This window comes from Allobosea sp. MMO-172, assembly GCF_037147855.1.
GTDB lineage: Bacteria > Pseudomonadota > Alphaproteobacteria > Rhizobiales > Beijerinckiaceae > Allobosea.
Genome location: NZ_JBBCUM010000009.1, coordinates 57,764 through 81,020, shown reverse-complemented (window position 1 = coordinate 81,020; position 23,257 = coordinate 57,764). Strand labels below are relative to the sequence as shown.

The following is a 23,257-nucleotide window of genomic DNA, read 5'->3' as shown; positions in this document are numbered from 1 at the left end:
CCAACAGCGGAAAGGCTGCTTTTCTCTAGGGAAACCGCCGATTCCACGCGGTTTCGTCAGACGTTCTCCGCACCGCCCGAATGGCGCACGCGTGGCCGCAACCTATCCGTTCATGAGCAATTATTAGGCATAATATTTCCAGCCCGGAGATATGTCGCCTTTTTGAGCAGAAGCCTCACTTCGGCCCGCCTGGCCATTCCGATCGTGTTGGGAAGCGAGGCTGCCTGCCTCAATTTGCGCCGCGTTCTGCGGCCGCCTTTGCCGGCCTGCGGGGCGCATGGCGGAAACACGCACAGTTTCCCTGGCGCGGCGCACCAGGGAAACCGTCGTCACGACCGGCGAAGGGCGATCCCGCCGATCGACGGCGAAGCTCTCAGGTCTCGCGGAAGGCCCGGGCCATGCTGTCCTTCAACGGCTGCATCAGATACTCGAAGAAGGTGCGCTCGGTCGTCTTGATGTAGACATCGGCCGGCATTCCCGGCGTCGGCTGGAAATCCGGGATGCTCGCAACGCTCTCAGGGTCGAGCCGGGCGCGGACGACGTAGAGATCCGGCACTGCGGGATAGGAGCGCTGCTTCTCGTCGGGCAGAGCATCGGCCGAGATGTAGATGACCTTGCCTGTGGCCATCGGCGTGATGCGCTGGTTGAGCGCGGTGAGACGCACGCTGGCGAGCTGGCTGTGCTTGATCTTGTCGATGTCCTGCGGGCGCACGCGCGCCTCGATGATGAGCTCATCCTGCAGCGAGACGATCTCCATGATGTTCTTGCCGGCCTCGATGACGCCACCGGAGGTGTGGTAGCGCAGCTTCACGACCGTGCCCTTGACCGGGGCGGTGATGTTCGAGCGGTCGAGCACGCCCTTGACGGTATGGATGCGCTCGCGGACGTCGTTGAGATCGGCGCTGATCTCCTGGAGCTGCTCCGAGGCGATCTTCTGCGCGTTCTTGCGCACGCCGTCGATCTGCTCGACCGAGCGGGCGATCCGTTCGCGGGAATCGCCGATATCACCGCTGATGCGGCCGGCCTCGCCGGTCAGGTTGGCGGCAAGGCGCTGGAGCGAGAGCACCTCCGGCTTGCGGATATAACCGCGCTGCAGCAGGGCCTGCTTGCCTTCCAGCTCCTCCTTCAGCAATTGCGATTGCCGCTCGACGCCCGCAAGCTGCACCTTGCTGCCAGCGACCTTCTCCTCCAGCGCGTCGATGCTCTTCTGATGGGCGGCGATCTCGCTGGCCATGTTGTTCTGCCGCGCCTTGAAGGCGGTGCGCTGGGAAGCGAACAGGACGGCGATGTCGGGATCGCCACGCTTGTCGAGGAGATGCGGCGGGGCATTGAAGTCATCCAGACCGGTCACTTCGGCCCTGAGCCGGCTCTCGATCATCTCGAGGCGGTAAAGCTTGAGCTCATGGCGCCGCAATTCGGCGCGGGCCGAGGTGTCGTCCAGCTTCACCAGCGGCTGGCCGGGCACGACGACATCGCCCTCGCGGACGAGAATCTCGCGGATCACGCCACCTTCCAGGTGCTGGATCGTCTTGTTCTGGCCGGTGGTGACGAAGACGCCGGTGGCGATCACCGCGCCGGCGATTGGCGCGGTGTTACCCCAAACTCCGAAGCCCATCACGGTCACCGCCACGATGACGGCGCCACCGATCATCGCCGAGCGCGTACTGCGCGGCACATCGGCGTACCAGGGTTGCGACATTGGCTGAACGCTCATGAACCCCACTCCCCTCACTCACGTCATTGCGGCCGCGGCGCGCCGCCATCGATGCTGCGCTGGCCGACGATCATCGGCAGGATCTCGTCACGGGCGCCGATGGCCTGCACCGCGCCGTCCTTGATCATCATGATCTTGTCGACGCTGCGCAGCAGGGCCGGTCGCTGCGTGACGGCGATCACGGTCATGCCGCGGTCCTTCGCGCGGGCGAAGGCACGGGCGAGAGCGGCTTCGCCGAGCACGTCGAGATTGGAATTCGGCTCGTCGAGCACGACCAGCCGCGGGTTGCCGTAGAACGCCCGCGCGAGGCCGAGCCGCTGCTTCTGTCCGCCGGAGAGCGGCGCGCCGTCGATGCCGATCTGCGTCTCGTAGCCATGGGTGAACTGGGCGATCATCTCATGGATATCGGCAATCTCGGCGGCCTCGAAGACATCGGCATCGGAAGCGTCCTCACGCATCCGGGCAATGTTGGCCTTGATCGAGGCCGGAAAGAGCTGCACGTCCTGCGGGAGATAGCCGACATTCTCGCCGAACTGGCGTGGATCCCAGTTGCGCTGCTCCATCTTGTCGAGGCGCACCGTGCCGGCCGTCGGCGAGATCGAGCCGACGAGCATGCGGGCGAGCGTCGACTTCCCGCAACCGGAGGCGCCGACGATGGCGAGCGAGTCGCCGGGCTCGAGGCTGAAGCTGATGCCGTTCAGGATGACCTTCTTGTTCGGCGGCGGCACGTAGAGGATCCGCTCGACATCGAGGCGGCCCTTCGGGCTCGGCAGCTTCAATCGGTCGAGATTGAGCGGCGAGGCCTGCAGCAGCGCCTTCACGCGCTGGAAGGCGGCGCGCGCATGGATGAAGCTGCGCCAGCCCTCGATCGTGCCCTCCATCGGTGCCAGAGCACGGCCGGCGACGACCGAGGAGGCGATGACCATGCCGCCGGTCAATTGACCCTCCAGCGAGAGCATCGCGCCCCAGCCGAGCATCGCGACCTGCGTGCCCAGGCGGAAGAACTTGGAGATGCCGGTCATCAGGATGTTGCGATCCTGCGCGCTGACCTGCGCTTTCAGGGATTCCGCCGTCTCGCGCCCCCACATCAGCACGCCCTCGGGGATCATGCCCATGGCATTGATCACCTGCGCGTTGCGGGACATCGCCTCCGACTGCAGGTTCGCGCGCGTGGTGAAAGCGCTGGAGCGCGCGAAGGGCACGGCGGTGAACTGCTGATTGAAATAGGCGACGACGAAGAGAATGATCGCCGAGACCGTGACGATATAGCCGAGATGCGGGTGGATCAGATAGACCGCCAGCAGGTAGATCGGCGCCGTCGGCGCATCGAGCATCGTCAGGATCACCGGGCCGGTGAGGAAGCTGCGGATCTGCTGGAGATCGGCCAGGGTCTGGAACTCGCGGTTGGAGCCGGTCTGGGCCGCCTTGGCCGCGGCCGCGAGCACCGGGCCACCGAGCCGGCTTTCGACATCGACCGCCACCCGCATCAGCATGAAGCGGCGCACCATGTCGAGCAGGACATGGGCGCCGATCGCGACCATGACGATCAGCGACAGCATCACGAGCGTGTCGAGGCTCCGGCTGGTCAGCACGCGGTCCGACATCTGGAAGAGATAGATCGGCACGGCGAGCACCAACGTGTTCACCACCACCGAGAACACCGCCACGATCGCCAGATTGCGGCGCGCGCCCGACAGGCCCTGGCCGAGCACCTGCTTGAAGTCCCGGTCGCCGAGGCGCTGCTCGATCGGCGTACCGCGGCCCGAGCCTCCCCCGCCACCGCCGCCTCCACCGCCGCCACCCTTGCCGCCGCGGTCTCCGTCATGGGCCGTCTTGGGCGGCTCGGTGTCGGGCTTCGGGCGCAGGATGACAGGCTCGGGCGCCGGCTGGCCGTCGCCGCGTGCGTCGGCGCGGGGCGTGCCGTCCTGCGGCGGCCCGGCAGGCTCAGCCGGGGCTTGAGCGATGCGGCTGTTGCTGTTGGCCGTGTCGTCCGGCCGGATATTGGCCAGCCCGATCGCCGGCGGCAGGCCCATTACGCGAACCGGCGGGGGCCCCGCCTGCGGGGATTGAGCTGGCTGCAATGCTTCGCTTTTCTCGCTCATGCCCCGTCCCCGTCCTGGTTTTTTGCGCCTCAAACCATGATGTTCGATGTCAGGTGGTCCTGCTGGTGATCGACCGTCGGCGCGGGCAGACAGTCGGGCTCCGGCTCCTGTGCCGCGTGCTCGGCGAAGGCGACGAGTTCCGGCACCAGCGTGCTCGTATCGTGGATCGTTACGGTGTCGCTGTCGGTGACGATGTTCACCTGGATCAGCACCGCCTCCTCATAGGCGTCGCCGCCGAGATAATTAGAGGTCGAGAGCAGGCCGGCATCGACGATGTAGGCTTCGTTGAGCAGGCTGTTCGCGCCGGCCGCCACGCCCTGCTCCGTCCCCGCATTGGCGCTCGCCTGAATGGCCTGATCGCCATCGACGAGGACATTCACCTGCGTGATGACATTGATGTCGTAGTAGTCACCGGGAACGTAGAGGATCTTGAGGGTGCCGGAGGCGCTGCCGTAGAGCTGCCAGTCGCCATTGGGCAAAAGGATCGTCTCACCGGCGGCGAGAAGCCCGATCAGCTCGTGATGCGCATCGAGCATCGGCTTGAAGGCGTGGGCGTCGTAGCTCTCGATCGTGGCCTGGTTGATCAGGCTGTTGAAACCGGTGGTGACGGTCGTCTCGCTGTCTTCACCGGCCGTGCTGTAGAGCTTGGCGTAATCGGGATCGAGTACGATGTTGTACTGGTAGATCCAGTCCGCGCGGTGATAATCGCCGCCGATGATGATGATGTCGTAGCTGTCGATGCCGGAGACCTTGGCCAGGTTGAACTGCTGGTTCTCACCGGTGCCGAGATTAAAATAGGTGCCGCCCTCCGCCTGGACCACCCGGTCGTTGTCGTCGAGCCCGTTGAACTGGACGACCGTCTTCACGTCGTAGAAGTCGGCCGGCATGACGTCGACGACCCAATGCGAGGTGGCCGCCGCGCCGCGAACGCTGATCGTCGATTCATGGGTGATGAACTCGGCGATGTTGTGGACCTCGTTGCCCGCGGTCTTCACGATCGGGTTCAGGTCGCCGGCGACGGCGATGTCGACATGGTCGTTGTCGACCAGGACGTTCACCTGGACGATGCCACGGGAATAGAAGTAGTCGCCGCTCACCATCATCGAGCCGACGGCCTCATTGACATCGAATATCAAGGCGGCGTTGGTCTGCGCGTTGAGTCCGGTCTCGGCCAATGTCGCGACGCCTCCGGTCGGGCCGGTGATGTCCAGATTCGCCTCCACCGAGGTTACGACCGGCTCCTCGGCGCCCTCCTCCGGCTCGGCCGGCCGCCAGGGCGCGAAATCTGCCGAAGTCGGTTCATAGGGATCGGGCGCGTCGGCGACGCCATCGACGATGCGCCCTTCCGGAGCCGTCGTGGTCGGCCTGCCATCGGAATAGGGAGTGCCGGTCTCGGCCCAGGCCGCATCGCGATCCCAGATCATCGCGATGGCGTCCCCGGTCCCGAGATCGAGAGCCCTCATCATATCGGGAATGCCCTCGGGCGCGACGGCGTTCGCCTGCCCGAGTAGTGAGTTCAGGTGATTGCCAAGGTCGAGTTCCTCCGGAATCACCGGGCTTCCGTCGGCATTGCGGATCTCATCCGAGGTGGTGAGGTCGCGATCGTTCTGGGTATTGACCTGGCGAATCTGGAGCAGGGTCTCCTGCCCGCCCTGCCGGTACTCGACGGTAATGAACTTCGGCGGGGCGCGCATGGCGAAGCCATGGTCGTCGCCATCAAACGGGATGCGCTTCAAAGGGAGCACGAAAGATGGCGGGAGGTGACCCGCCGCTGCAAAGCCTGCCGGCGACAAATCGTAATCCGGGCTATCGGATGCGCGCGGCGCCGCCGCCTCATAGGCCGCAGTTGGCAGCGAGACGAGCTCATCGAAAGCAAGGCCGCGCAGTGGTTCGAACGGGAGACCGTGGGCTTCCGGAGGAGCGTGCGGTTGCGGATCGCCTTCATAGAGAGTGGAGGCGCGCGCCACGGAATCCGCGAGATGCAGATACCCGATGAAGTGCCAGATGGTTTCGGTGAAGCCGCCGGCATGCATGGCACAATCCTCCGCTGCGTCCGGCTCGCACCGGGCGGAAAGAGTCCACGCGCATCGCGCGCATGAGGGGAGAGCACTCCAGAGCGAAAACCGCGCGGGGCAAACCCGCGCGGTCCTCTGGTCTGGTCAAGGCTTACAGGCCGTCGACCGCGTTCCCTGCGACCATGTCCACATCGACAGAGTTGAACTGAATGTTCGCGCCCTGAACGATCGACTGGGTGAAGGCTTCCTGGTTGATGGACACTGCGGACGAGGCAGCGCCCGCACCGCCGAAGTCGCCGTCATCGCCCTGGATCTGGTTGCCGCTCGCCGTTGTAGCGCCACCGACCGCGCTGGCGGACAGGGTGAAGTCGCCGACCGAATTCGGATCCGCGCTGCAGGAATAGCAGCAGTCATCGGCCAGGCCACCCGCGTTGTAGGTGACGTCCGGGTCCGACAGCGTGTCGTTGTCGGTCAGGTTGTTGACCTGGTCGAGATTGAACGCGTTGCCGGTCGTGACCGATTGCCAGACGACATCCGGCATGATGATCGAGCTGCTGATGTTGCTGATGGATTCGATATCGATCGTATCGGGGTCGTACGGAGCCGGGGCAGGCGTTTCGCACGCCGGAACCTCGACATCGACCTTCACCTTTACATCGACGCAGGTATTAACGTGGGTCTCGACCTCGTTATAGTTGAAGTTGCCGTTGGCATTCAGGTTGCCGTTGGCATTGAGATTGCCGTTGGCGTTCAGGTTGCCGTTGACATTGGCATTCCAGGCATCGGTGTCGACGCCCATTCCGCCGCCACCGCCACCGCCACCGCCGTGACCATTGCCGTTACCATTGCCATTGCCGTGACCATTGCCGTTGCCGTGGCCGTTGCCACCACCGTTACCACTCATGACACGCTCCTGTTGTTCAGGAGACATCGCTGCTTGCCGGTTCCGCGCCTCTCTTCTGCGGTGCGCGTCCCGTCACAAACGATGTCGATTGAAGGGAAAAGCCGGTTATTTGGCATCGACTTCGCCGCTTCGGCGAAGTGTTCTTCCGTTTCCGGGCAGTTGGCCCGGATGGTCGCTTTTCTAAATCATTGGCCTGCCTCCTCACTGATGATTGTGGAACATTCATTCCGATAGCGGCCATGTTTGTTATTTTTGCCCTGACTCGCAGCACCGGAACAAACAGCAAAGACATAGAACTCATGGTATATACATGAGTTAACTTCCATTAACTTTTGAAAAATCAAAATACGAAACCTTCGAAACCAACGCATATCGCGTGGGCGTCGTCATAAAAATCTCGTGATTTCAGGGCTTAATCTCAGCCACCTTCGGTGATTTTTGTTTCCTCGAAGGCAATCCGTTGCTATAAAGAGCCATGACAAGGCATAACCGTCAATGTGCTGAATAATTACCCTGCGTTAACCGATTGTTGACTTTTAGCGACCCAAGGTCCGTCCCATTCCGCGCTGGAGGCTGGCTATGCCGTATGCCGTCCGCCTGCACGACGAACGAGCCGCCTTTCTCTCGCTGGAGGCCCTGGTCTGGCGGGATGGCCCGGTTTGTCCGCATTGCCAGGAAAGATCCCGCGTCGGCCGGCTCAGCGGGCTGAGCAGCTCGATCGGCACCTGGAAATGCTATGCCTGCCGCAAGCCGTTCACCGTCCGACACGGCACGATCTTCCAGAACAGTCATGTGCCGCTGCATGTCTGGCTGCAGGGCCTCTATCTGCTGATATCGAGCCGCCAGCGCCTGAGTTCCCAGAAGCTCGGGCAAATCCTCGGCGTCTCCGTCAGGACGGCGTGGCATCTGAAAGGCAAGATCGCAGCGGGGGTGGCCGCCAGCGAGGATCACGCCACCCCCTTTCCACGCGAAGCCCGACCGCCCATCGAGATCAGGGCGCCCCTGCCGGAGGCGACCTCCCCACCCCAGCCGGGGCAAGCGGTCTATCGGGCCCGCTACGAGCGTTTCCTCCACGCTCTCGACAATCTCGCGTCGCCCTGCAGCGACATTGCCTTTCTCGACGCGTTGAACCGCCTGCTATCGCAGCCCGCGCAACCGGCGCCACGAAGCCCCGTGTCTATCGGGGAGCAGCAGTTGCAGCTGAGCCTTTTCGACGAGCCCGAGGAGCCGCTGGAACGCCAGCGGCTGAAGGATGTGAGCAGCTAGGCGGCAGCGCAAAGGATGGTCAGCACGAACTACAGCCTGCGCTGCGACCGCGCGAGCAGATGTCCGACATGCTCATCCCAGAGCAGGGCCAAGGTCGGATCGGGCGCTTCGCCGCTTTCTGGCTCGATGTTGCCTGCCATGGCCTCCAGAAACGTGGCCGCCCCCACGGCGCCTGCGGCAAAGGCAGGGTCGCCGCGGCTGCTCCACAGGCAGATTTCCTCTCCGATCAGTTCGGGGCCGATCCCCGTCACGGCGTTGAGAACGTCAGACTGCACGGCCGCGAGCGCGTGGTCGCGCATCGGGCCGCAGGCGCGCTGCGCGAGCAGCGTGACAAGCGTCGCAAGGAAGCCGATGATCTGCGGATGAAGCCAGTCGCCCGCCTGCAAGCCGTCGCTGCCGCCCAAGCCCCTGTGCAGGAACGGTTCGAGCGTGGCGTGAGCCAGTCTCCGTGCCCTGCGCATCTTGACCAGTTCGAACATGGCGGCCCCGCCCGACCCGAAACCTCGCCGCAATAGGGGGTGCTTATGCGCAGGCCCGCGAAGGGAAATTCGGTCCTGCCGCCCCGCCCGGATTTCGACGCGCTGACCATCGTCTCGGCGCGGCGCTCCTCCGAGCGCAGGCTAGCCTTCATGAACCTGGTAGGCGACCTGAATCTTGCATGGTCGAACGACGAGAGCCTGTTCATCTACGTGCTGATGCTGCTGCTCGGCACGGATGAGCGCGCCGCCGCCATCGTCTTCGCGACACTGAACACCACGCGCGCGCGCCTCGACCTCGTGCAGCGCCTCGCCAAGATCGCACCGCTCGACAAGGCGCTGCGCGGCGAGCTCAACGACATCGTCGAGCGCTTCTCGGCCGCGACGCGGCTGCGCAACGATCTCAGCCACGCCACCTTCGTCATCGATGCCGACGGCGAGATCACCCATACCCAGCACATGAAGGTGGAGGAGAACCGCGGGAACCTGCGCTTCGGCATCCGCAAGCCCGTCGATGACGAGAGGCTCGAAGCGATCGCGCGCGTCATCCAGGACCTTCATGCGCTCAACCGCCGAATCTGGGACCTGATGCCGCTTCTGGAGGCCGCCATGATCCCGCCGGACAAGTAGCCGCCGCGCCCGGTCGCCTCGCTAGCGCAGCACCGCCTCGACCTCAGCGGCCGTCGGGAGATCGGCGCCGCGCCGCGTCACCGTGATCGCCGCCGCGGCCGTGGCATAGGAGAGCAGCCCGGCCAGAGCCTCCCGGTCGAGCGCCGCGATCGCCTCCCGCTCCAGCCGGCCGGTCTGGGCGAGGCGCGCCAGCAGCGCGGCATGGAAGGTGTCGCCCGCCCCCACCGTATCCCGCACCGCGACCTTGTGGCCGGGCACCGAAACCTGGCCGGCCGCGGAATAGGCCGTGGCCCCCTGCCCACCTTGCGTGACGACGACGAGCTCCGCGCCAAGGTCCAGCCAATAGGCCGCCGCCTCTGCCATGGTGAGCTGGCCGTCCCAGGCGATCCGGATGTCCTCGTCGCTAGCCTTGATCAGCGTCGCCATGCGGTAGAAGCGCTCGGCCGCCCCGTGCCACCCCGCCATGTCGCCGATCACCGTAGGGCGGAGATTGGGATCGACGCTGATCACGCGCCGGCCGCGCTCCCGCTCGGCAAGCGCGGCAAGGGCGGAGCCCACCGGCTCCACCGCCATCGTGTAGGAGCCGAAGGTCAGGGCCCGGATTGCATCGGGCAGGACAGGCGGCAGGTCGGCGGCAACGAGTGAGCGGTCGGCCGCACCCTCGCCGTGGAAGGAATAGCCGGGATGGCCGTCCTTGCCCGTCGACACGACGGAGATCGTGGTCAGCCGGTCCGTCCGGGCAAGATAGCGGCAATCGACCCCTTCGCGCGCCAGCTGGTCGGTCAGCATGCCGCCGAAGCCGTCCCGCGAGACCCCGCCTAGGAACGCCGCCTCGATGCCGAGGCGCGCGAGGCCGATCGCAACATTGAAGGGCGAGCCGCCGGCCACGACCCGCGCCGGCCTCACAGCCCCCTCCCCGGCATCGACGAAGAGATCGACCAGCGCCTCGCCACAGACCAGAATCATGCCCACCGGCCTTCGCTCGTCATCATCGTGCTCATTGAACAGCAGGCGGCGCTCCGCGGGAAGCCGTGACGGCAGCCTTCAGACCGGCGCGGAAAGCAGCCCCGACCTGCCGCGCGGCGGTTCACAGGGCGCCGGCCGCGGACTAGAAAGGACCGGTGACATCCCGCCCGAAGCACCTCGCCGACAGACGCCTCGCTCAGCACGAGGGCGCGAGGCTGTGCCTGCCCGCATTTCCGAAAGGCTGAACCATGTCCCAGTGGAGCGATTTCAAGCGCGACGCGATCCTCGTCGGCGGGCGCTGGCTGGACAAGGCATCGGGAGGAACGATCGACGTCACCGATCCCGCCACCGGCAAGCTGATCGGTAAAGTTCCCTCGGCCGGTGTCGAGGAGACGCGCGCCGCGATCGAGGCCGCGCATGCCGCTTTCCCGGCCTGGGCCGCCAAGACCGCGCAGGAGCGCGCGGTGCTGCTGCGCAAGCTCGCCGACGAAATTCTGAAGCATCAGGACGCGCTCGCCGAGCTTCTGACCCGCGAGCAGGGCAAGCCGCTGGCCGAAGCCAAGGGCGAGGTCGGCATGAGCGCGGCCTATGTGCTCTGGTTCGCCGAAGAGGCACGGCGCGTCTATGGCGACGTCATCCCCTCGCCCTGGGCCGACCGGCGCATCATCGTGACCAAGCAGCCACTCGGCGTGGTCGGCGCGATCACGCCCTGGAACTTCCCCTCCTCGATGCTGGCCCGCAAGATCGGCCCGGCGCTGGCGGCCGGCTGCACCGTCGTCGCCAAGCCCGCGTCGCAGACGCCCTATTCGGCGCTGGCCTGGGGCATCCTCGCCGAGAAGGCCGGCATCCCGGCCGGCGTCGTCAATGTCGTGACGGGTGACGCCCGCATCGTCGGCGGCGAGCTCACCGGCAACCCGCTCGTGCGCAAGATCACCTTCACCGGCTCGACCCCGGTCGGCAAGGTGCTGCTGAAGCAGGCGGCCGAGACGGTGAAGAAGGTCTCGATGGAGCTCGGCGGCAACGCGCCCTTCATCGTCTTCGACGATGCCGATCTCGACCGCGCGGTCGAGGGCGCGATTGCCGCAAAATTCCGCAATTCCGGCCAGACATGCGTCTGCACCAACCGCTTCTACGCGCAGGCCGGCATCTACGACGCCTTCGTCGAGAAGCTGGCGGCTGCGACCCGCAAGCTCAAGCTCGGCTCAGGGCTGGAGGCCGGCGTGACGCAAGGGCCGCTGATTGACGAGAAGGCGCTCGCCAAGGTCGAGGAGATGGTCGCCGACGCCAAGGCCAAGGGCGGCACCATCGCGACCGGCGGCAAGCGCTCGGAGCTGGGCCTGAGCTTCTACGAGCCGACCGTGATCGCGGGCGCGACCAGTGCCATGCAGTTCGCGCGCGAGGAGATCTTCGGGCCGGTGGCCCCGGTCTTCCGCTTCGAGACCGAGGCGGAGGCGCTCCGGTTCGCCAACGACACCGAGTATGGGCTCGCCTGCTATTTCTATACGCGCGACCTCGGCCGCACCTTCCGCGTCTCGGAAGCGCTGCAATACGGCATCGTCGGCGTGAACGAGGGCCTCGTCACCACCGAGGTCGCGCCCTTTGGCGGCGTCAAGGAATCGGGCCTCGGCTCCGAGGGCTCAAAATACGGCCTGCAGGATTATCTCGACGTGAAATACACCTGCATCGGCGGGATCGGGGCCAGCGCCTAGCGGCCCCGCTGCCATGACGCGCGACATCGCAGCACGACGGCACCACGCCATCCTGGCGAAGCTCGATGAGACGGGCTCTGTCACGGTGGAGGAGCTGGCGCAGGCGCTCGACGTCTCGCGCGAGACGATCAGGCGCGATCTCAAGGCCCTGTCGGCCGGGAGCCTGCTCGCCATCGTCCATGGCGGCGCCATCCGCAACGAGCGCTCGGAAGCCTCCTTTGCCAGCCGCCGCACCGTGAACCGCGCCGGCAAGGAGGCGATCGCCGATCTCGCGGTCTCGCTGATCGGCGACGGCATGACCATCCTGCTCGATTCCGGCACGACGACCGAGGCTTTGGCGCGCGCGCTGGCACGCTCCGACCGCAAGCGCCTGATCGTGCATACGACCTCGCTGGAGAATGCCCGGCTCGTCAGCCGCTTGGGAGGCGCCCGCGTCTTCCTGATAGGCGGCGAGTTCGACCGCAACGAGGATGCGACCACCGGCCCGGAGACGCTCAGGGCCATCGCGCGGCTTTCGGCCGATTTCGCCTTCGTCAGCGTCGGCGGTGTCGATCCGGAGGGACATCTCACCGACTATACCCGCGCCGGCGCCGCGACCCGGACAGCCCTTCTGAATGCCGCCGAGCAGGGCTTCCTGATGGCGGACCAGAGCAAGTTCGGGCTCGTCCTGCCCAGCCGCATCGGCGGCGACCGGCCTTGCGCCGGACTCCTGGTCGATCAGGCTCCGCCCGCCCCGCTCGCCGCGAAACTGGCCGGGCAAGGGGTCCGGATTCACGCCGGATGAATTGACCGTTTTTGTGGTTTTTTGTTGTTTTTTGAATTCTGCGCGCTAAGCTGCCTTCCATCGCGGAGGCGCTCATGTCCATTCCCACCCAATCCCGTGTCGTCATCATCGGCGGCGGCATCATCGGCTGTTCGGTCGCCTATCACCTGACCAAGCTCGGCTGGCGCGACGTGCTGCTGCTGGAACAGGGGCGCCTCTCCTCCGGCACGACCTGGCATGCGGCCGGCCTCGTCGGGCAATTGCGCAGCCAGTCCAGCATGACCCGCCTGATCCGCTATTCGACGGAGCTTTACGCCTCGCTCGAGAACGAGACCGGGCTCGCCACCGGCTGGAAGCGCTGCGGCTCGGTCTCGGTCGCTCGCACCGAAGAGCGCATGACGCAACTGCGCCGGACGATCTCGGCGGCGCGCGCGCAGGGCGTTGAGATCGAGGAGCTAAGCCCGCAGGAAGCCGGCGAGAAATGGCCGGTGATGCGCACCGACGATCTCGTCGGCGGCGTCTGGCTGCCCGGCGACGGCAAGGCCAACCCTTCCGACATCACGCAGGCCCTGGCGCGCGGCGCACGCAGCGGCGGCGCCACCGTACGCGAGGGCATCCGCGTCACTGGCATCGAGACGGAGAAGGGCCGGGTCAAGGCGGTGCAGACCGATCAGGGCCGGGTGGAATGCGAAGTGCTGGTCATCTGCGCCGGCCAGTGGTCACGTACGATCGGTCAGATGTGCGGCGTCTCGGTGCCGCTGCATTCGGCCGAGCACATGTACATCGTCACCGGCAAGATCGCGGGCGTCTCGCCGGACCTGCCGGTGATGCGCGATCCCGACGGCTATATCTACTTCAAGGAGGAGGTCGGTGGCCTCGTCATGGGCGGGTTCGAGCCGGATGCGAAGCCCTGGGGCATGGACGGCATCCCCTACCCGTTCGAATTCCAGCTCCTGCCCGACGACTGGGACCAGTTCGGCATCCTGATGGAGAACGCGCTGCAGCGTGTGCCGGCGCTGGAGACCGCCGAGATCAAGACCTTCCTCAACGGCCCCGAGAGCTTCACGCCGGACAACAACTTCCTGCTCGGCGAGGCGCCGGAGGTGGCCGGCGTCTATGTCGGCGCCGGCTTCAACTCCATGGGCATCGCATCGGCCGGCGGCGCCGGCCGGGCGCTGGCCGAATGGATCGTCGAGGGTGAGGCGACGAGCGATCTCTGGCCCGTCGATATCCGCCGCTTCGCCGATTTCAACAACAACCCGGCGTGGCTGAAGGACCGCATCAAGGAGACGCTCGGGCTGCATTACGCCATGCCCTGGCCGAACCGCGAGCTCGACACCGCCCGCCCCTTCCGGCGCTCGCCGCTCTATGACCGGCTGGCCGCCAAGGGCGCCGTCTTCGGCTCGAAAATGGGCTGGGAGCGCGCCAACTATTTCGCCCGCACCGAGGAAGAGCGCACGATCGGCTATTCCTTCGGGCCCCAGAACTGGTTCGAGACCGTCGCCGCGGAGCATCGCGCCTGCCGCGAGGCGGCGGGTCTCGTCGACATGTCGAGCTTCGCCAAGTTCCTGCTTCAGGGCCCGCAGGCCGAGGCCGCCCTGCAGCGCCTCGCCGCCAACGATGTCGCCGTACCTGTCGGCACCTCCGTCTACACGGCTTTGCTCAATGCCCGAGGTACGTTCGAAAGCGACCTCACGGCCGCCCGCATCGCGCCCGACACCTATCTCCTGCTTACCGGCACCGCCCAGGCGACGCGCGACGCCCACTGGATCAGGCGCCAGCTTCCCGAAGGTGTGACGCTGACGGATGTGACCTCGTCCTATGCCGTGCTCTCGCTCGCTGGGCCGAGGGTGCCCGAGATCCTGGCCCGCCTGTCGCCGACCTCATTCGAACTCGCGGATTTCCCGGCCAATGCCATCCGCAAGATCACCATCGGCTATGCCACGACCTGGGCCTGCCGTCGCTCCTATCTCGGCGACGGGTTCGAGCTCTATGCCCCCGTCGAGTTCACCGCCGCGATCTATGACGCGCTGCATGAAGCCGGGGCCGATCTCGGGCTGGTGGATGCCGGCTACTACGCCGTGGACTCGCTGCGCATCGAAAAGGGCTTCCGCGCCTGGGGGCGCGAGCTGACGCCGGACGTGAATCCTTACGAAGCGGGCCTTGGCTTCGCGGTGAAGCTCGGCAAGGGCGAGTTCCTCGGCCGCGCGGCGCTCGTCGCCGCCAGGGCCGCGCCGCGCGCGAAGCGGTTGATCGCTCTTGTCGGGCCGCGCCCGAACGGGCAAATGGCCTGGGGCGGCGAAGCGATCCTCGCGGATGGCAAGCCGGTCGGCGAGATCACCTCGGCCGCGTTCGGCGCGAGCCTCGATGGCATCGTCGCGCTGGGCTGGGCCTCAGGCGATCAACCGATCGACCAGGCCTGGCTCGATGCGCGGAGCTGGTCTATCGACCTCGCCGGCACCAAAGTTCCGGTCAGCGCCAGCCTCGCGGCGCCGCTCGACCGCAAGGCATAGCAGAGAAGCCAGACCATGACTGAGGCCCATTCCGCGCATGCTCCCGCCCCCGGGCGGGACTTCAAGGTGCAGAAGCCCGATCGCATCCTGACGCTGTCCTGCGAGGACCGGCCGGGCATCGTCCATGCCGTCAGCGGCGTGCTTTACCGCCATGGCTGCAACATCCTCGAAAGCGCGCAGTTCAGCGATCCACGCGACGGCCGCTTCTTCATGCGCGTCGCCTTCGCGACCAGCGAGCGCTTCGACGAGGCCGCATTCCGGCGCGAGTTCGACGGCATCGCCGGCACCTTCCGCATGGACTGGGACGCGATCGACGCCGCGGCTCCGGCCCGCGTGCTCCTGATGGTCTCGCGCTTCGGCCATTGCCTGAACGACCTGCTGTTCCGGCAGGCCACCGGCAATCTCAACATCGAAATCCCGGCCATCGTCTCCAATCACCGCGATTTCGAGGCGCTGGCCAAGAGCTACGGCATTCCCTTCCACTATCTCCCGGTCACGCCCGCGACCAAGGCGGAACAGGAAGCGCGCCTGCTCGAGATCGTCGCCGAGACCAACTCATCGCTGGTCGTGCTCGCCCGTTACATGCAGGTGCTGTCGAACGATCTCTGCCGGGCGCTGGACGGGCGGGCGATCAATATCCACCACTCCTTCCTGCCGAGCTTCAAGGGCGCCAAGCCCTATCACCAGGCCTATGATCGCGGCGTGAAGCTGATCGGCGCGACCGCGCATTACGTCACGCCCGATCTCGACGAAGGCCCGATCATCGACCAGGACGTCGGCCGCGCCGATCATTCGCTGGCGCCGGACGATCTGGTCAGCGCCGGGCGCGATATCGAGGCGGTCGTGCTGGCACGGGCGCTCCGGCTGCATATCGAGCGCCGGGTGATGCTCGCCGGCCGCCGCACGGTGATCTTCCGGTAGGATCAAGCGAAGGCGACGTTCCGCGTCTGTGCCCGCAGGCGCGGATCGTGCGAGCGGATCTGGACCGGCCTGCCGTCGAGGATTTCGAAGCAGCGCGCCAGCGTGTCGTCCGAGAGCCGCCGCATCGCCTCGACCGTGAAGAAGGTCAGGTGCGGAAACAGAATGACGTCGTCGCGGCCGAAAAGCGGGCTGAGCGGGTGCCCAGAACGGACGAGCGGCTCCTGACTGTAGACGTCGAGCCCGACGCCGCCGAGCTTCCCCGCCAGCACCGCTTCGACCAGCGCCGCCTCGTCGATCAGCGCGCCGCGCGAGACATTGACGAGGATCGTATCCGGCCTGAGGCAGGCCAACTCGGCCCGGCCGATGATGCGACGGGTCGCGTCGTTCAGGACGGTGTGAAGCGAGACCAGATCGCATTGCCGGAGCATCGCGTGGAGATCGTCGACCTTCTCGATCCCTGCCACAGCCATCGTCTCGGCATCGACATGCGGATCGTAGCCGAGGACGCGCGCCCGGAACCCCTGCCCCGCCATCCGCGCCATGCTGCGCCCGATCTTGCCGGCACCGACCAAACCCAGCGTCGCCCCGGCGATATCGCGGCCGATCCAGCGCTGGGCCGGCCAGATCCAGCCCTCGCTCTGGATGGCGCCGCCGATCTCCGGCAGGCGTTTCGCCAGCGCGATCATCAGGGCGAAAGCGCCCTCAGCGACCGTCTCCTCGGCATATTCGGGCACGTTCACCACGGGAATGCCGCGCGCGATCGCAGCCGGAATGTCGATCGCGTCGATGCCGACACCGTATTTGACGATGCCCTTGAGCCTGGGCGCGGCAGCGATCACCCGCGCGGTGACGGGCGTGTAGCACATCAACAGCAGATCGGCGTCGGCGACCTCCCGCATCAGCGCCTCCTCCGAAATCCCGTCGGGAAGCGTGACGAGCTCGACGCCGCGGGCGCGAAGCCCTGCGTCGATCTCCGGGCATTCCAGTTCCCGGTCGGTGCGGACGGCCTTCATCATCGTCCCCTCAGCCCGCCAGGATCGCCTGCTCGACGATGCCGAGCGCACGTTCGAGATCGGCCCGCGCGATCACCATCGGCGGCGACAGGGTCAGCACATTGCCCTGGCTGATCTTGAAGCTCAGGCCCGCTTCGAGGCAGCGATAATAGACCCGCTCGGCTAGGGCGTTGTCCGGAGTCCAGGCATCGCGATCGGAGACCAGCTCGACCCCGAAGAGCAGACCTCGCCCACGCACGTCGCCCACAGTCGGGCAGCGCTCGCCGAAATTCCGCAGGCGCTCCATTGCATAGGCGCCGAGCTCGGCGGCACGCTCGGTCAGCCCCTCCTCACGGATGATGTTAATGGTCGTGAGCGCCGCGCGGGTGGTGACCGGGTTCTTCTCATGGGTGTAGTGGCCGATCGCGTAGCCGCCGGCGACATCGAGATCGCGCCGCGCCACGACCGCTGCGATCGGCAGGATGCCGCCGCCGAGAGCCTTGCCGAGCACGACCATGTCCGGCTGCACCTCGTCATGCTCATGGGCGAAGAAGCGCCCGGTCTTGCCGAGCCCGGTCGGGATCTCGTCGAAGATCAGGAGCGTGCCGTGCCGATCGCAAGCCTCGCGCACGCTCTTCCAGAAGCCCGGCGCTGGCGGATAGGGCGTCGCCCGCATCGGCTCGGCGACGACCGCCGCGACATCCCCTTCCCGCGCCAGCACATAGGAGATCATGCGGGCACAGGCGCGGGCCGAATCCTCCAGATTGTCATGGCCATAGGCGCAGTTGCGAGTGCCCCAGGGCGCGACATGCTCGGCGCCCGGCAACAGCGGCCCGGCGATGCCGGAGCGGAAAGTCGCCTCGCCACCGACGCTGGAGGCGCCGAAGCCGGCACCGTGAAACGCATCCCAGAAGGACAGGGTCTTGAAGCGGCCGGTCGCGGCGCGGGCGAGCCTGAGCGCAACCTCGATCGCATCCGACCCGCCGGTGGTGAAGAGCACCTTGCCGAGGTCGCCCGGCGCCATCCGCCCAAGCGTCTCGGCCAGTTCGACAGCGGGCTCGCAGGTGAAGCGGCGCGGCGCGAAGCAGAGATCGTCGAGCTGCGCCTTGATCGCCTCCTTCAGGCGCGGGTGGCCGTAGCCGATATGGTGGACGCTGTTGCCATGGAAATCCATGTAGCGACGCCCCATCGTATCCTCGATCCAGATTCCCTCCGCCTTGGCGATGGCGGTGAGACAGGGGCTCGACAGGCTCTGGTGCAGGAAGGCGGCGGAGTCGCGCGCGAGCAATGCGCGGGTTCCGGCATCGCCGATCCCGGCCGACCAGTCGCTGCGCGCTGCGGAGGTGTTGGATTCGCCTTCGGTATGGACGATGGCGGCGGTTTCGACGCGCATGGTAGGGTCCCGTTTTTTCCCCGTGCCGCCTGATGTTTTTCTCGGAACCACGGCGTCATCCCGGGCTTGCCCCGGGATCCATCGGAGGGCGCTGGAGCCCTATAATGGATCCCGGATCTGCGCGGCTTCGCCGCTTGTCCGGGATGACGCCGTGGTTCCGAGAAAAAACCACTAGGCTCTAGCGGGCTCTCTAGTCTCAGAATGCTCTCGCTTCATCGATCTGAAAAATCGTTATTTCATATCCAAGTATAAATTTCAGCGATATCGTTCCGGATCGGCTTTTCGAGGCTTCGTCCGCCATGCGTCATGTCCAGCTCCGGGCCTTCCATCAAGTCGCGCTGTCCGGCGGCTTCTCGAAGGCCGCGCTCGCGCTCAATCTCACCCAGCCGGCGATTTCGGATCAGGTCCGCAAGCTGGAAGAGGAATACGACGTCGCGCTGTTCAGCCGCCGCCATCGGCAGGTCGTCCTGACACCGGCCGGCCAGAGGCTGCTCGCCGTCACGCATCGCCTGTTCGGGGCCGAGGGCGAGGCGCTGGAGCTGCTGCAGGAGGAGCGCTCGCTGCGGACCGGCGCCCTCAGGATCGTCGCCGATTCCGTGCATCATATGCTCGATGTGCTCACCGCCTTCCGCGAGCGACATCCCGGCATCCAGGTCTCGATCGCGCAGGGCAATACCGGCAGCATCGTCGAGACGCTGATCGGCTACGATGCCGAGATCGGCGTGCTCGGCGAACTCGCCGACGAGCGGCCCTTCGAAGTGCTGCCGCTCAATGTCTCGCCGATCATCGCCTTTGCCGCAAAGGGCCATCCCGCGGCTGCGCGTCCAGCGCTTTCACTGGAGGAGCTCGCGACATGGCCGCTGGTCATACGCGAACGCGGGTCGCGCACGCGTCAGTTGCTGGAGCAGCGGGCGGCGGAACAGGGTGTTGCGCTCTCTTATGCCGTCGAGGCGGAAGGCCGTGAGGCGGTGCGCGCCATCGTGTCAGCTGGCGGCGGGGTCGGCTTCGTCTCGGCGGCGGAGTTCGGCGAGGATGATCCGCAGCTCGCCCGCATTCCGCTCGACGGGCCGCCGCTGCTGATGCACGAGAAGCTGATCTGCCTGCACGAGCGCCGCAACAGCAAGGCCATCCAGGCCTTCTTTGGGCTGGCGCGGTCCCTGCGCGGCTGATCCCCGGCGCTATGGAAGCGCCGTTCCCGTCTGCAAGGCATGCGCCCAATCGGCGCGCCCGTTCTGCTCGGCACGGCGGGCCGCATGGGCCCAGTCGTAGACGGCGAGATGATGCTCGATCGCGATCTCCGCGCCGAGCGTGACCACGGCGAAGCGGGCATGCGGCATGCCACTCTCGGAGACATGCGCCGGATTGGTGTCGCGATAGGCCGGGTTCCCGACGCTGCCGGGGTTGAGCACGATCGCGCCGGAAGTCAGCCGCGCCGCGCGCGGCAGATGGCTGTGCCCGCAGAGCATCAACGGCGCCGTCCGCCCAGCGAGGCGCCGCTCGATCGCCGTGATCGGCGATGGCACGAGATGGCCGTCATGCACCTCTTCCATCAGATAGGTTTCGTCATGGTCCGGCATGGCATGGAAGCAGAGAGCACCTTCGACCGTGATCTCGACCGGCAGGCCGGCCAGCCAGGCGCGGGCTTCGGGATCGAGCGCCTGCCAGGCGTAGCTGTCGGACTCGCCCAGCCCGAGGGCTGAGGCCGCGCCCAGCACCCGGTCGTGATTGCCCCGGACATGGCTGATCTCGCGCGAGCGCAGCAGCGCGACGGTCTCGGCCGGCCAGAGCGGACCGGAGGCGCAATCGCCGAGATTGATCAGGCGATCGACGGATAGGCCGTCGAGCTTGGCCAGCACCGCTTCGAGCGCCAGCAGGTTTCCATGGATATCGGCGATCACTCCAAGGCGCACGGCTGGTCCTAATCCTCAGTGGTCCGGCTCCGCAGCCTAGCGGGTCGCGGCGGCAGGGCAATGCCCGCAGCCGCGACCCGTACCTAGCGCTGGCGCCATTGCTGCAGGCGGCCGAAGACCAATTGGTCGAGACCGACATGGAGCAGCTTCACGGCGATGGCGGTGACCATGATGACGCTCGCCATGCCGGCGGCGGAGGCCATGGCGCCGGCCTCGTCCATATGGACGATCGCGATCGAGGCGAGCTTGGTGTCGGCCCCGTAAAGGAAGATCACGGCGGAGACCGTGGTCAACGCGTTGACGAAGACATAGACCGCGATATCGAGGATCGCCGGCAGGCAGATCGGCGCGGTCACCCGGCGGAAAGTCGACCAGAACGGCACCTTGAGCGAGGCGGAGACCGACTCGAACTCGCCGTCGAGCTGCTTCAGGCTGGTCAGCGCCGTGATGTGCCCGACCGTGTAGAAATGCGCGACGGTGTTGATCACCAGGATCGCCAGCGTCCCATAGAGGAAGCCGAGCGGGTTCCAGCCGGCATTGTAGAAGAAGACATAGCCGAGGCCGAGCACGAGGCCGGGCACCGCCATCGGCAGCATCGCCAGGAACTGGGCGAAGGCCCGCAGGCGCGGAAAGAGCTTCACCTTCTCGATCAGATAGGCGCCGGTGAAGATCAGCGCCGTGCCGATCACCGCCGTCAGCGAAGCGAGCAGCAGCGAGTTGCGATAAGGCCCCCAGCCATCGGGTTCGACCGCCGAGAAATCGTAATTGCCCAGCGTCAGGGTGAGGTTATAGGGCCAGTACTTGACGAAGGAGCCCCAGAACGCAACGGCATAGGGGCCGACGATGGCTAGCGCGATCAGGCTGACGAAGCCGAGCAGCGCGAGGTCGCGGCGCGGGTCCGGCTTGGGGACGTAAGGCACGGCACGGGCCGAGAGCATGGCGCTCTGGCGCCGCTGCACGACACGGTCGACGAAGAAGGCGAGCACGGCCGGCACTAGCAGGATGATGCCGACGACGGCGCCCATCGGGAAATTCTGCTGGCCGACGACCTGCCGGTAGGCATCCGTCGCCAGCACGCTGAACTGCCCGCCGATGACCTTGGGAATGCCGAAATCGGTGATGACCAGCGTGAAGACGACGAAGGTCGCGCTGATCACGCCATAGCGCGCACCCGGCAGGGTGATCGTGTGGAAGATGCGCCAGCGCGAGGTACCCATGGCGTCCGCTGCCTCGCGCAGGCGCCCATCGGACAGCGCCAGCGCCGTGACGAGGATCAGCATCGCATGGGGGAAGCAATAGAGCACCTCGGCCGCGATGATGCCGACGGGGCCGTAGAGCGAGGCGCCCATCATCCAGGATTTCAGCATGCCCTGGTTGCCGAAGAGATAGATCAGCGCGAGGCCGGACAGCAGCGAGGGCGCGAAGACCGGGATCATCGCCGCGGCGTAGAAGGCGCCCTTGGCCGGGATGCAGCTGCGGCGCAGCGCATAGGCATAGAGGAAGGCGAGCGGGACGACGATCGCGGTCGTCACGCCGGCGACCAGCAGGCTGTTCAGCAGCGAATAGAACAGCGAGGGCGTCGTCGCGTAGCTGACGAAATTGGCGAGGCCGACGAACTTGCCGTCCGTGTTCTCCAGGCTCTTGGAGAGCAGCGCCCAGAGCGGCAACGCGATGATCAGGACGAGCACCGCGCAGAGCGCCAGGATCAGCGCGCCGGCGACATGGCGCTCGCTGATCCGCAGCGGCACTGCTTTTACGGGCGTGTCGGTCATGGTGAGGGGCGGTGCGAGATCGCTCATCGTCCCTCCCCGGCAAAGACATGCAGGGCCTCGGGCGGAAAGGCGACGGCGCGAACCTGGCCCGGGACGATGCCGAGATCGCGCATCGCATTGGTCGAGAAATCGGCGGCGATCCGTGTCGTACGCGAGCCGGTCGGCTGGAGATGCGCCCGGCAATAGGAGCCGAGGAAGGCAAGGTCCCCGATCGTCGCCTCGAAACGGTTCGGCGTATCCTCGCCGATGCCACGCGTACGGACCTCCTCGGGGCGCATCGCCAGCCGCACGGGCGTGCCGGCAGCGAAGGGCGCGGCATTGGCGACGACGAGGTCGAGTTCGTCGACCCGCACCCTGCCCGGGCCAATGACGACCGCATCCATGAAGGTCATGTGCCCGACGAAATCGGCGACGAAGGGCGTCGCCGGGCGCCGGTAGATCTCCTCGGGCGAGCCGACCTGCTCGACCGCGCCATCCCGCATCACGACGATGCGATCGGCCATGGCGAGCGCCTCCTCCTGGTCATGCGTGACCATGATCGTGGTCACGCCGAGGCGCTGCTGCAGCGAGCGCATCTCGTCGCGCAGGCGAATACGGACCTTGGCATCGAGCGCCGAAAGCGGCTCGTCCAGCAGGAGCAGTTCCGGCGAGGTGGCGAGCGCGCGCGCCAGCGCCACGCGCTGCTGCTGGCCGCCCGAAAGCTGGACGGGATATTTCCTGCCCTGCTCAGGCAGGCCGACGAGGGTCAGCAATTCGCTCACGCGCCTGGCGATCTCGTCGCGGGAGCGGCGCCGGTTGACCAGCCCATAGCCGACATTGTCGGCGACGGTGAGATTGGGGAACAGCGCATAGGACTGGAAGACGATGCCGAAATCGCGCTCGGAGGGGCTGGCGCGCGACACGTCGCGCCCGCCCATATGGATGGTGCCGCTATCCTGCAGGTCGAGCCCCGCGACCGCCCGCAGCAAGGTGGTCTTGCCGCAGCCGGACGGGCCGAGGAAGCAGACGAATTCGCCGCGATGGATGTCGAGATCGATGTCGCGCAGCGCCTTGAACGCGCCGAAATTCTTGGCGACCTGACGGATCGAGAGGAAGGGGGTCGTCGCGGAGATCGCGGTCTTGGACATCGTGCCGGCCTTCATTTGAACGGGCAGAGATCCGCCCCGCATTGGCGGCGAGGCTTCTCTTAGGCGAGGCTTCTCTTGCGTCTT

18 protein-coding genes are annotated in these 23,257 nt (G+C 66.4%); 7 read left to right on the top strand and 11 right to left on the bottom strand.

Annotated elements, in window-relative coordinates; translation table 11 throughout:
• Positions 1 to 373: 373 nt before the first annotated feature.
• From WFK61_RS14945 to WFK61_RS14930, 4 genes are all read right to left on the bottom strand, one after another.
• Positions 374 to 1,714, bottom strand: a complete 1,341-nt coding sequence (locus tag WFK61_RS14945) for an HlyD family type I secretion periplasmic adaptor subunit (protein WP_336812886.1) — start codon at positions 1,712 to 1,714, stop codon at positions 374 to 376.
• A 23-nt stretch (positions 1,715 to 1,737) separates the two neighbouring features.
• Entirely contained in the window at positions 1,738 to 3,747 is a 2,010-nt protein-coding gene (locus tag WFK61_RS14940) for a type I secretion system permease/ATPase (protein WP_336812885.1), read from the bottom strand.
• A 98-nt stretch (positions 3,748 to 3,845) separates the two neighbouring features.
• Complete coding sequence (locus WFK61_RS14935; RefSeq protein WP_336812884.1) at positions 3,846 to 5,561, bottom strand: hypothetical protein; 1,716 nt, start codon at positions 5,559 to 5,561, stop codon at positions 3,846 to 3,848.
• Between the two features lie 421 nt (positions 5,562 to 5,982).
• Positions 5,983 to 6,735, bottom strand: coding sequence for a hypothetical protein (locus WFK61_RS14930; RefSeq protein ID WP_336812883.1), 753 nt, complete (start codon positions 6,733 to 6,735; stop codon positions 5,983 to 5,985).
• Positions 6,736 to 7,314: 579 nt separating this feature from the next.
• Here WFK61_RS14930 and WFK61_RS14925 point away from each other — a divergent pair.
• A complete protein-coding gene (locus tag WFK61_RS14925; RefSeq protein ID WP_336812882.1) occupies positions 7,315 to 8,001 on the top strand; it encodes an IS1595 family transposase in 687 nt (228 codons plus the stop codon).
• Positions 8,002 to 8,030: 29 nt separating this feature from the next.
• Here WFK61_RS14925 and WFK61_RS14920 read toward each other — a convergent pair whose 3' ends face one another.
• Positions 8,031 to 8,480, bottom strand: coding sequence for a hypothetical protein (locus WFK61_RS14920; RefSeq protein ID WP_336812881.1), 450 nt, complete (start codon positions 8,478 to 8,480; stop codon positions 8,031 to 8,033).
• A 45-nt stretch (positions 8,481 to 8,525) separates the two neighbouring features.
• On the opposite strand from WFK61_RS14920, the gene WFK61_RS14915 reads away from it, so the two are divergent.
• Entirely contained in the window at positions 8,526 to 9,107 is a 582-nt protein-coding gene (locus tag WFK61_RS14915; protein ID WP_336812880.1) for a hypothetical protein, read from the top strand.
• Positions 9,108 to 9,128: 21 nt separating this feature from the next.
• On the opposite strand, the gene WFK61_RS14910 is transcribed toward WFK61_RS14915, so the two are convergent.
• On the bottom strand, positions 9,129 to 10,073 hold the full coding sequence (locus tag WFK61_RS14910; protein WP_336812879.1) for a carbohydrate kinase family protein: 945 nt from the start codon (positions 10,071 to 10,073) through the stop codon (positions 9,129 to 9,131).
• Between the two features lie 248 nt (positions 10,074 to 10,321).
• On the opposite strand from WFK61_RS14910, the gene WFK61_RS14905 reads away from it, so the two are divergent.
• The 4 genes from WFK61_RS14905 to purU all read left to right on the top strand — a co-directional run bounded on the left by WFK61_RS14905 (position 10,322) and on the right by purU (position 15,979).
• A complete protein-coding gene (locus WFK61_RS14905) occupies positions 10,322 to 11,782 on the top strand; it encodes an NAD-dependent succinate-semialdehyde dehydrogenase (protein WP_336812878.1) in 1,461 nt (486 codons plus the stop codon).
• A gap of 13 nt (positions 11,783 to 11,795) precedes the next feature.
• Complete coding sequence (locus WFK61_RS14900; RefSeq protein ID WP_336812877.1) at positions 11,796 to 12,566, top strand: DeoR/GlpR family DNA-binding transcription regulator; 771 nt, start codon at positions 11,796 to 11,798, stop codon at positions 12,564 to 12,566.
• A 74-nt stretch (positions 12,567 to 12,640) separates the two neighbouring features.
• Positions 12,641 to 15,058, top strand: coding sequence for a GcvT family protein (locus tag WFK61_RS14895; RefSeq protein ID WP_336812876.1), 2,418 nt, complete (start codon positions 12,641 to 12,643; stop codon positions 15,056 to 15,058).
• Between the two features lie 15 nt (positions 15,059 to 15,073).
• Complete coding sequence (gene purU, locus WFK61_RS14890) at positions 15,074 to 15,979, top strand: formyltetrahydrofolate deformylase (RefSeq protein WP_336812875.1); 906 nt, start codon at positions 15,074 to 15,076, stop codon at positions 15,977 to 15,979.
• 2 nt (positions 15,980 to 15,981) lie between these two features.
• Here purU and WFK61_RS14885 read toward each other — a convergent pair whose 3' ends face one another.
• Positions 15,982 to 16,995 (bottom strand): 2-hydroxyacid dehydrogenase, encoded by a 1,014-nt coding sequence (locus WFK61_RS14885; RefSeq protein WP_336812874.1) that lies wholly within the window; start codon positions 16,993 to 16,995, stop codon positions 15,982 to 15,984.
• Positions 16,996 to 17,002: 7 nt separating this feature from the next.
• A complete protein-coding gene (gene pbfA / locus WFK61_RS14880) occupies positions 17,003 to 18,364 on the bottom strand; it encodes a (R)-1-hydroxy-2-aminoethylphosphonate ammonia-lyase (RefSeq protein WP_336812873.1) in 1,362 nt (453 codons plus the stop codon).
• Between the two features lie 299 nt (positions 18,365 to 18,663).
• Here pbfA and WFK61_RS14875 point away from each other — a divergent pair, with 299 nt between their 5' ends.
• Complete coding sequence (locus WFK61_RS14875) at positions 18,664 to 19,533, top strand: LysR substrate-binding domain-containing protein (RefSeq protein WP_336812872.1); 870 nt, start codon at positions 18,664 to 18,666, stop codon at positions 19,531 to 19,533.
• Between the two features lie 9 nt (positions 19,534 to 19,542).
• Here WFK61_RS14875 and WFK61_RS14870 read toward each other — a convergent pair whose 3' ends face one another.
• The 3 genes from WFK61_RS14870 to WFK61_RS14860 form a co-directional block, all read right to left on the bottom strand.
• Positions 19,543 to 20,274 carry a metallophosphoesterase family protein gene (locus WFK61_RS14870; protein WP_336812871.1) on the bottom strand — a complete coding sequence of 244 codons (732 nt, stop codon included), beginning with the start codon at positions 20,272 to 20,274 and terminating at the stop codon, positions 19,543 to 19,545.
• A gap of 83 nt (positions 20,275 to 20,357) precedes the next feature.
• On the bottom strand, positions 20,358 to 22,073 hold the full coding sequence (locus WFK61_RS14865; RefSeq protein ID WP_336812870.1) for a putative 2-aminoethylphosphonate ABC transporter permease subunit: 1,716 nt from the start codon (positions 22,071 to 22,073) through the stop codon (positions 20,358 to 20,360).
• On the bottom strand, positions 22,070 to 23,215 hold the full coding sequence (locus WFK61_RS14860; RefSeq protein WP_442896308.1) for a putative 2-aminoethylphosphonate ABC transporter ATP-binding protein: 1,146 nt from the start codon (positions 23,213 to 23,215) through the stop codon (positions 22,070 to 22,072). The genes WFK61_RS14865 and WFK61_RS14860 overlap by 4 nt, the downstream gene beginning before the upstream one ends.
• Positions 23,216 to 23,257 lie beyond the last annotated feature (42 nt).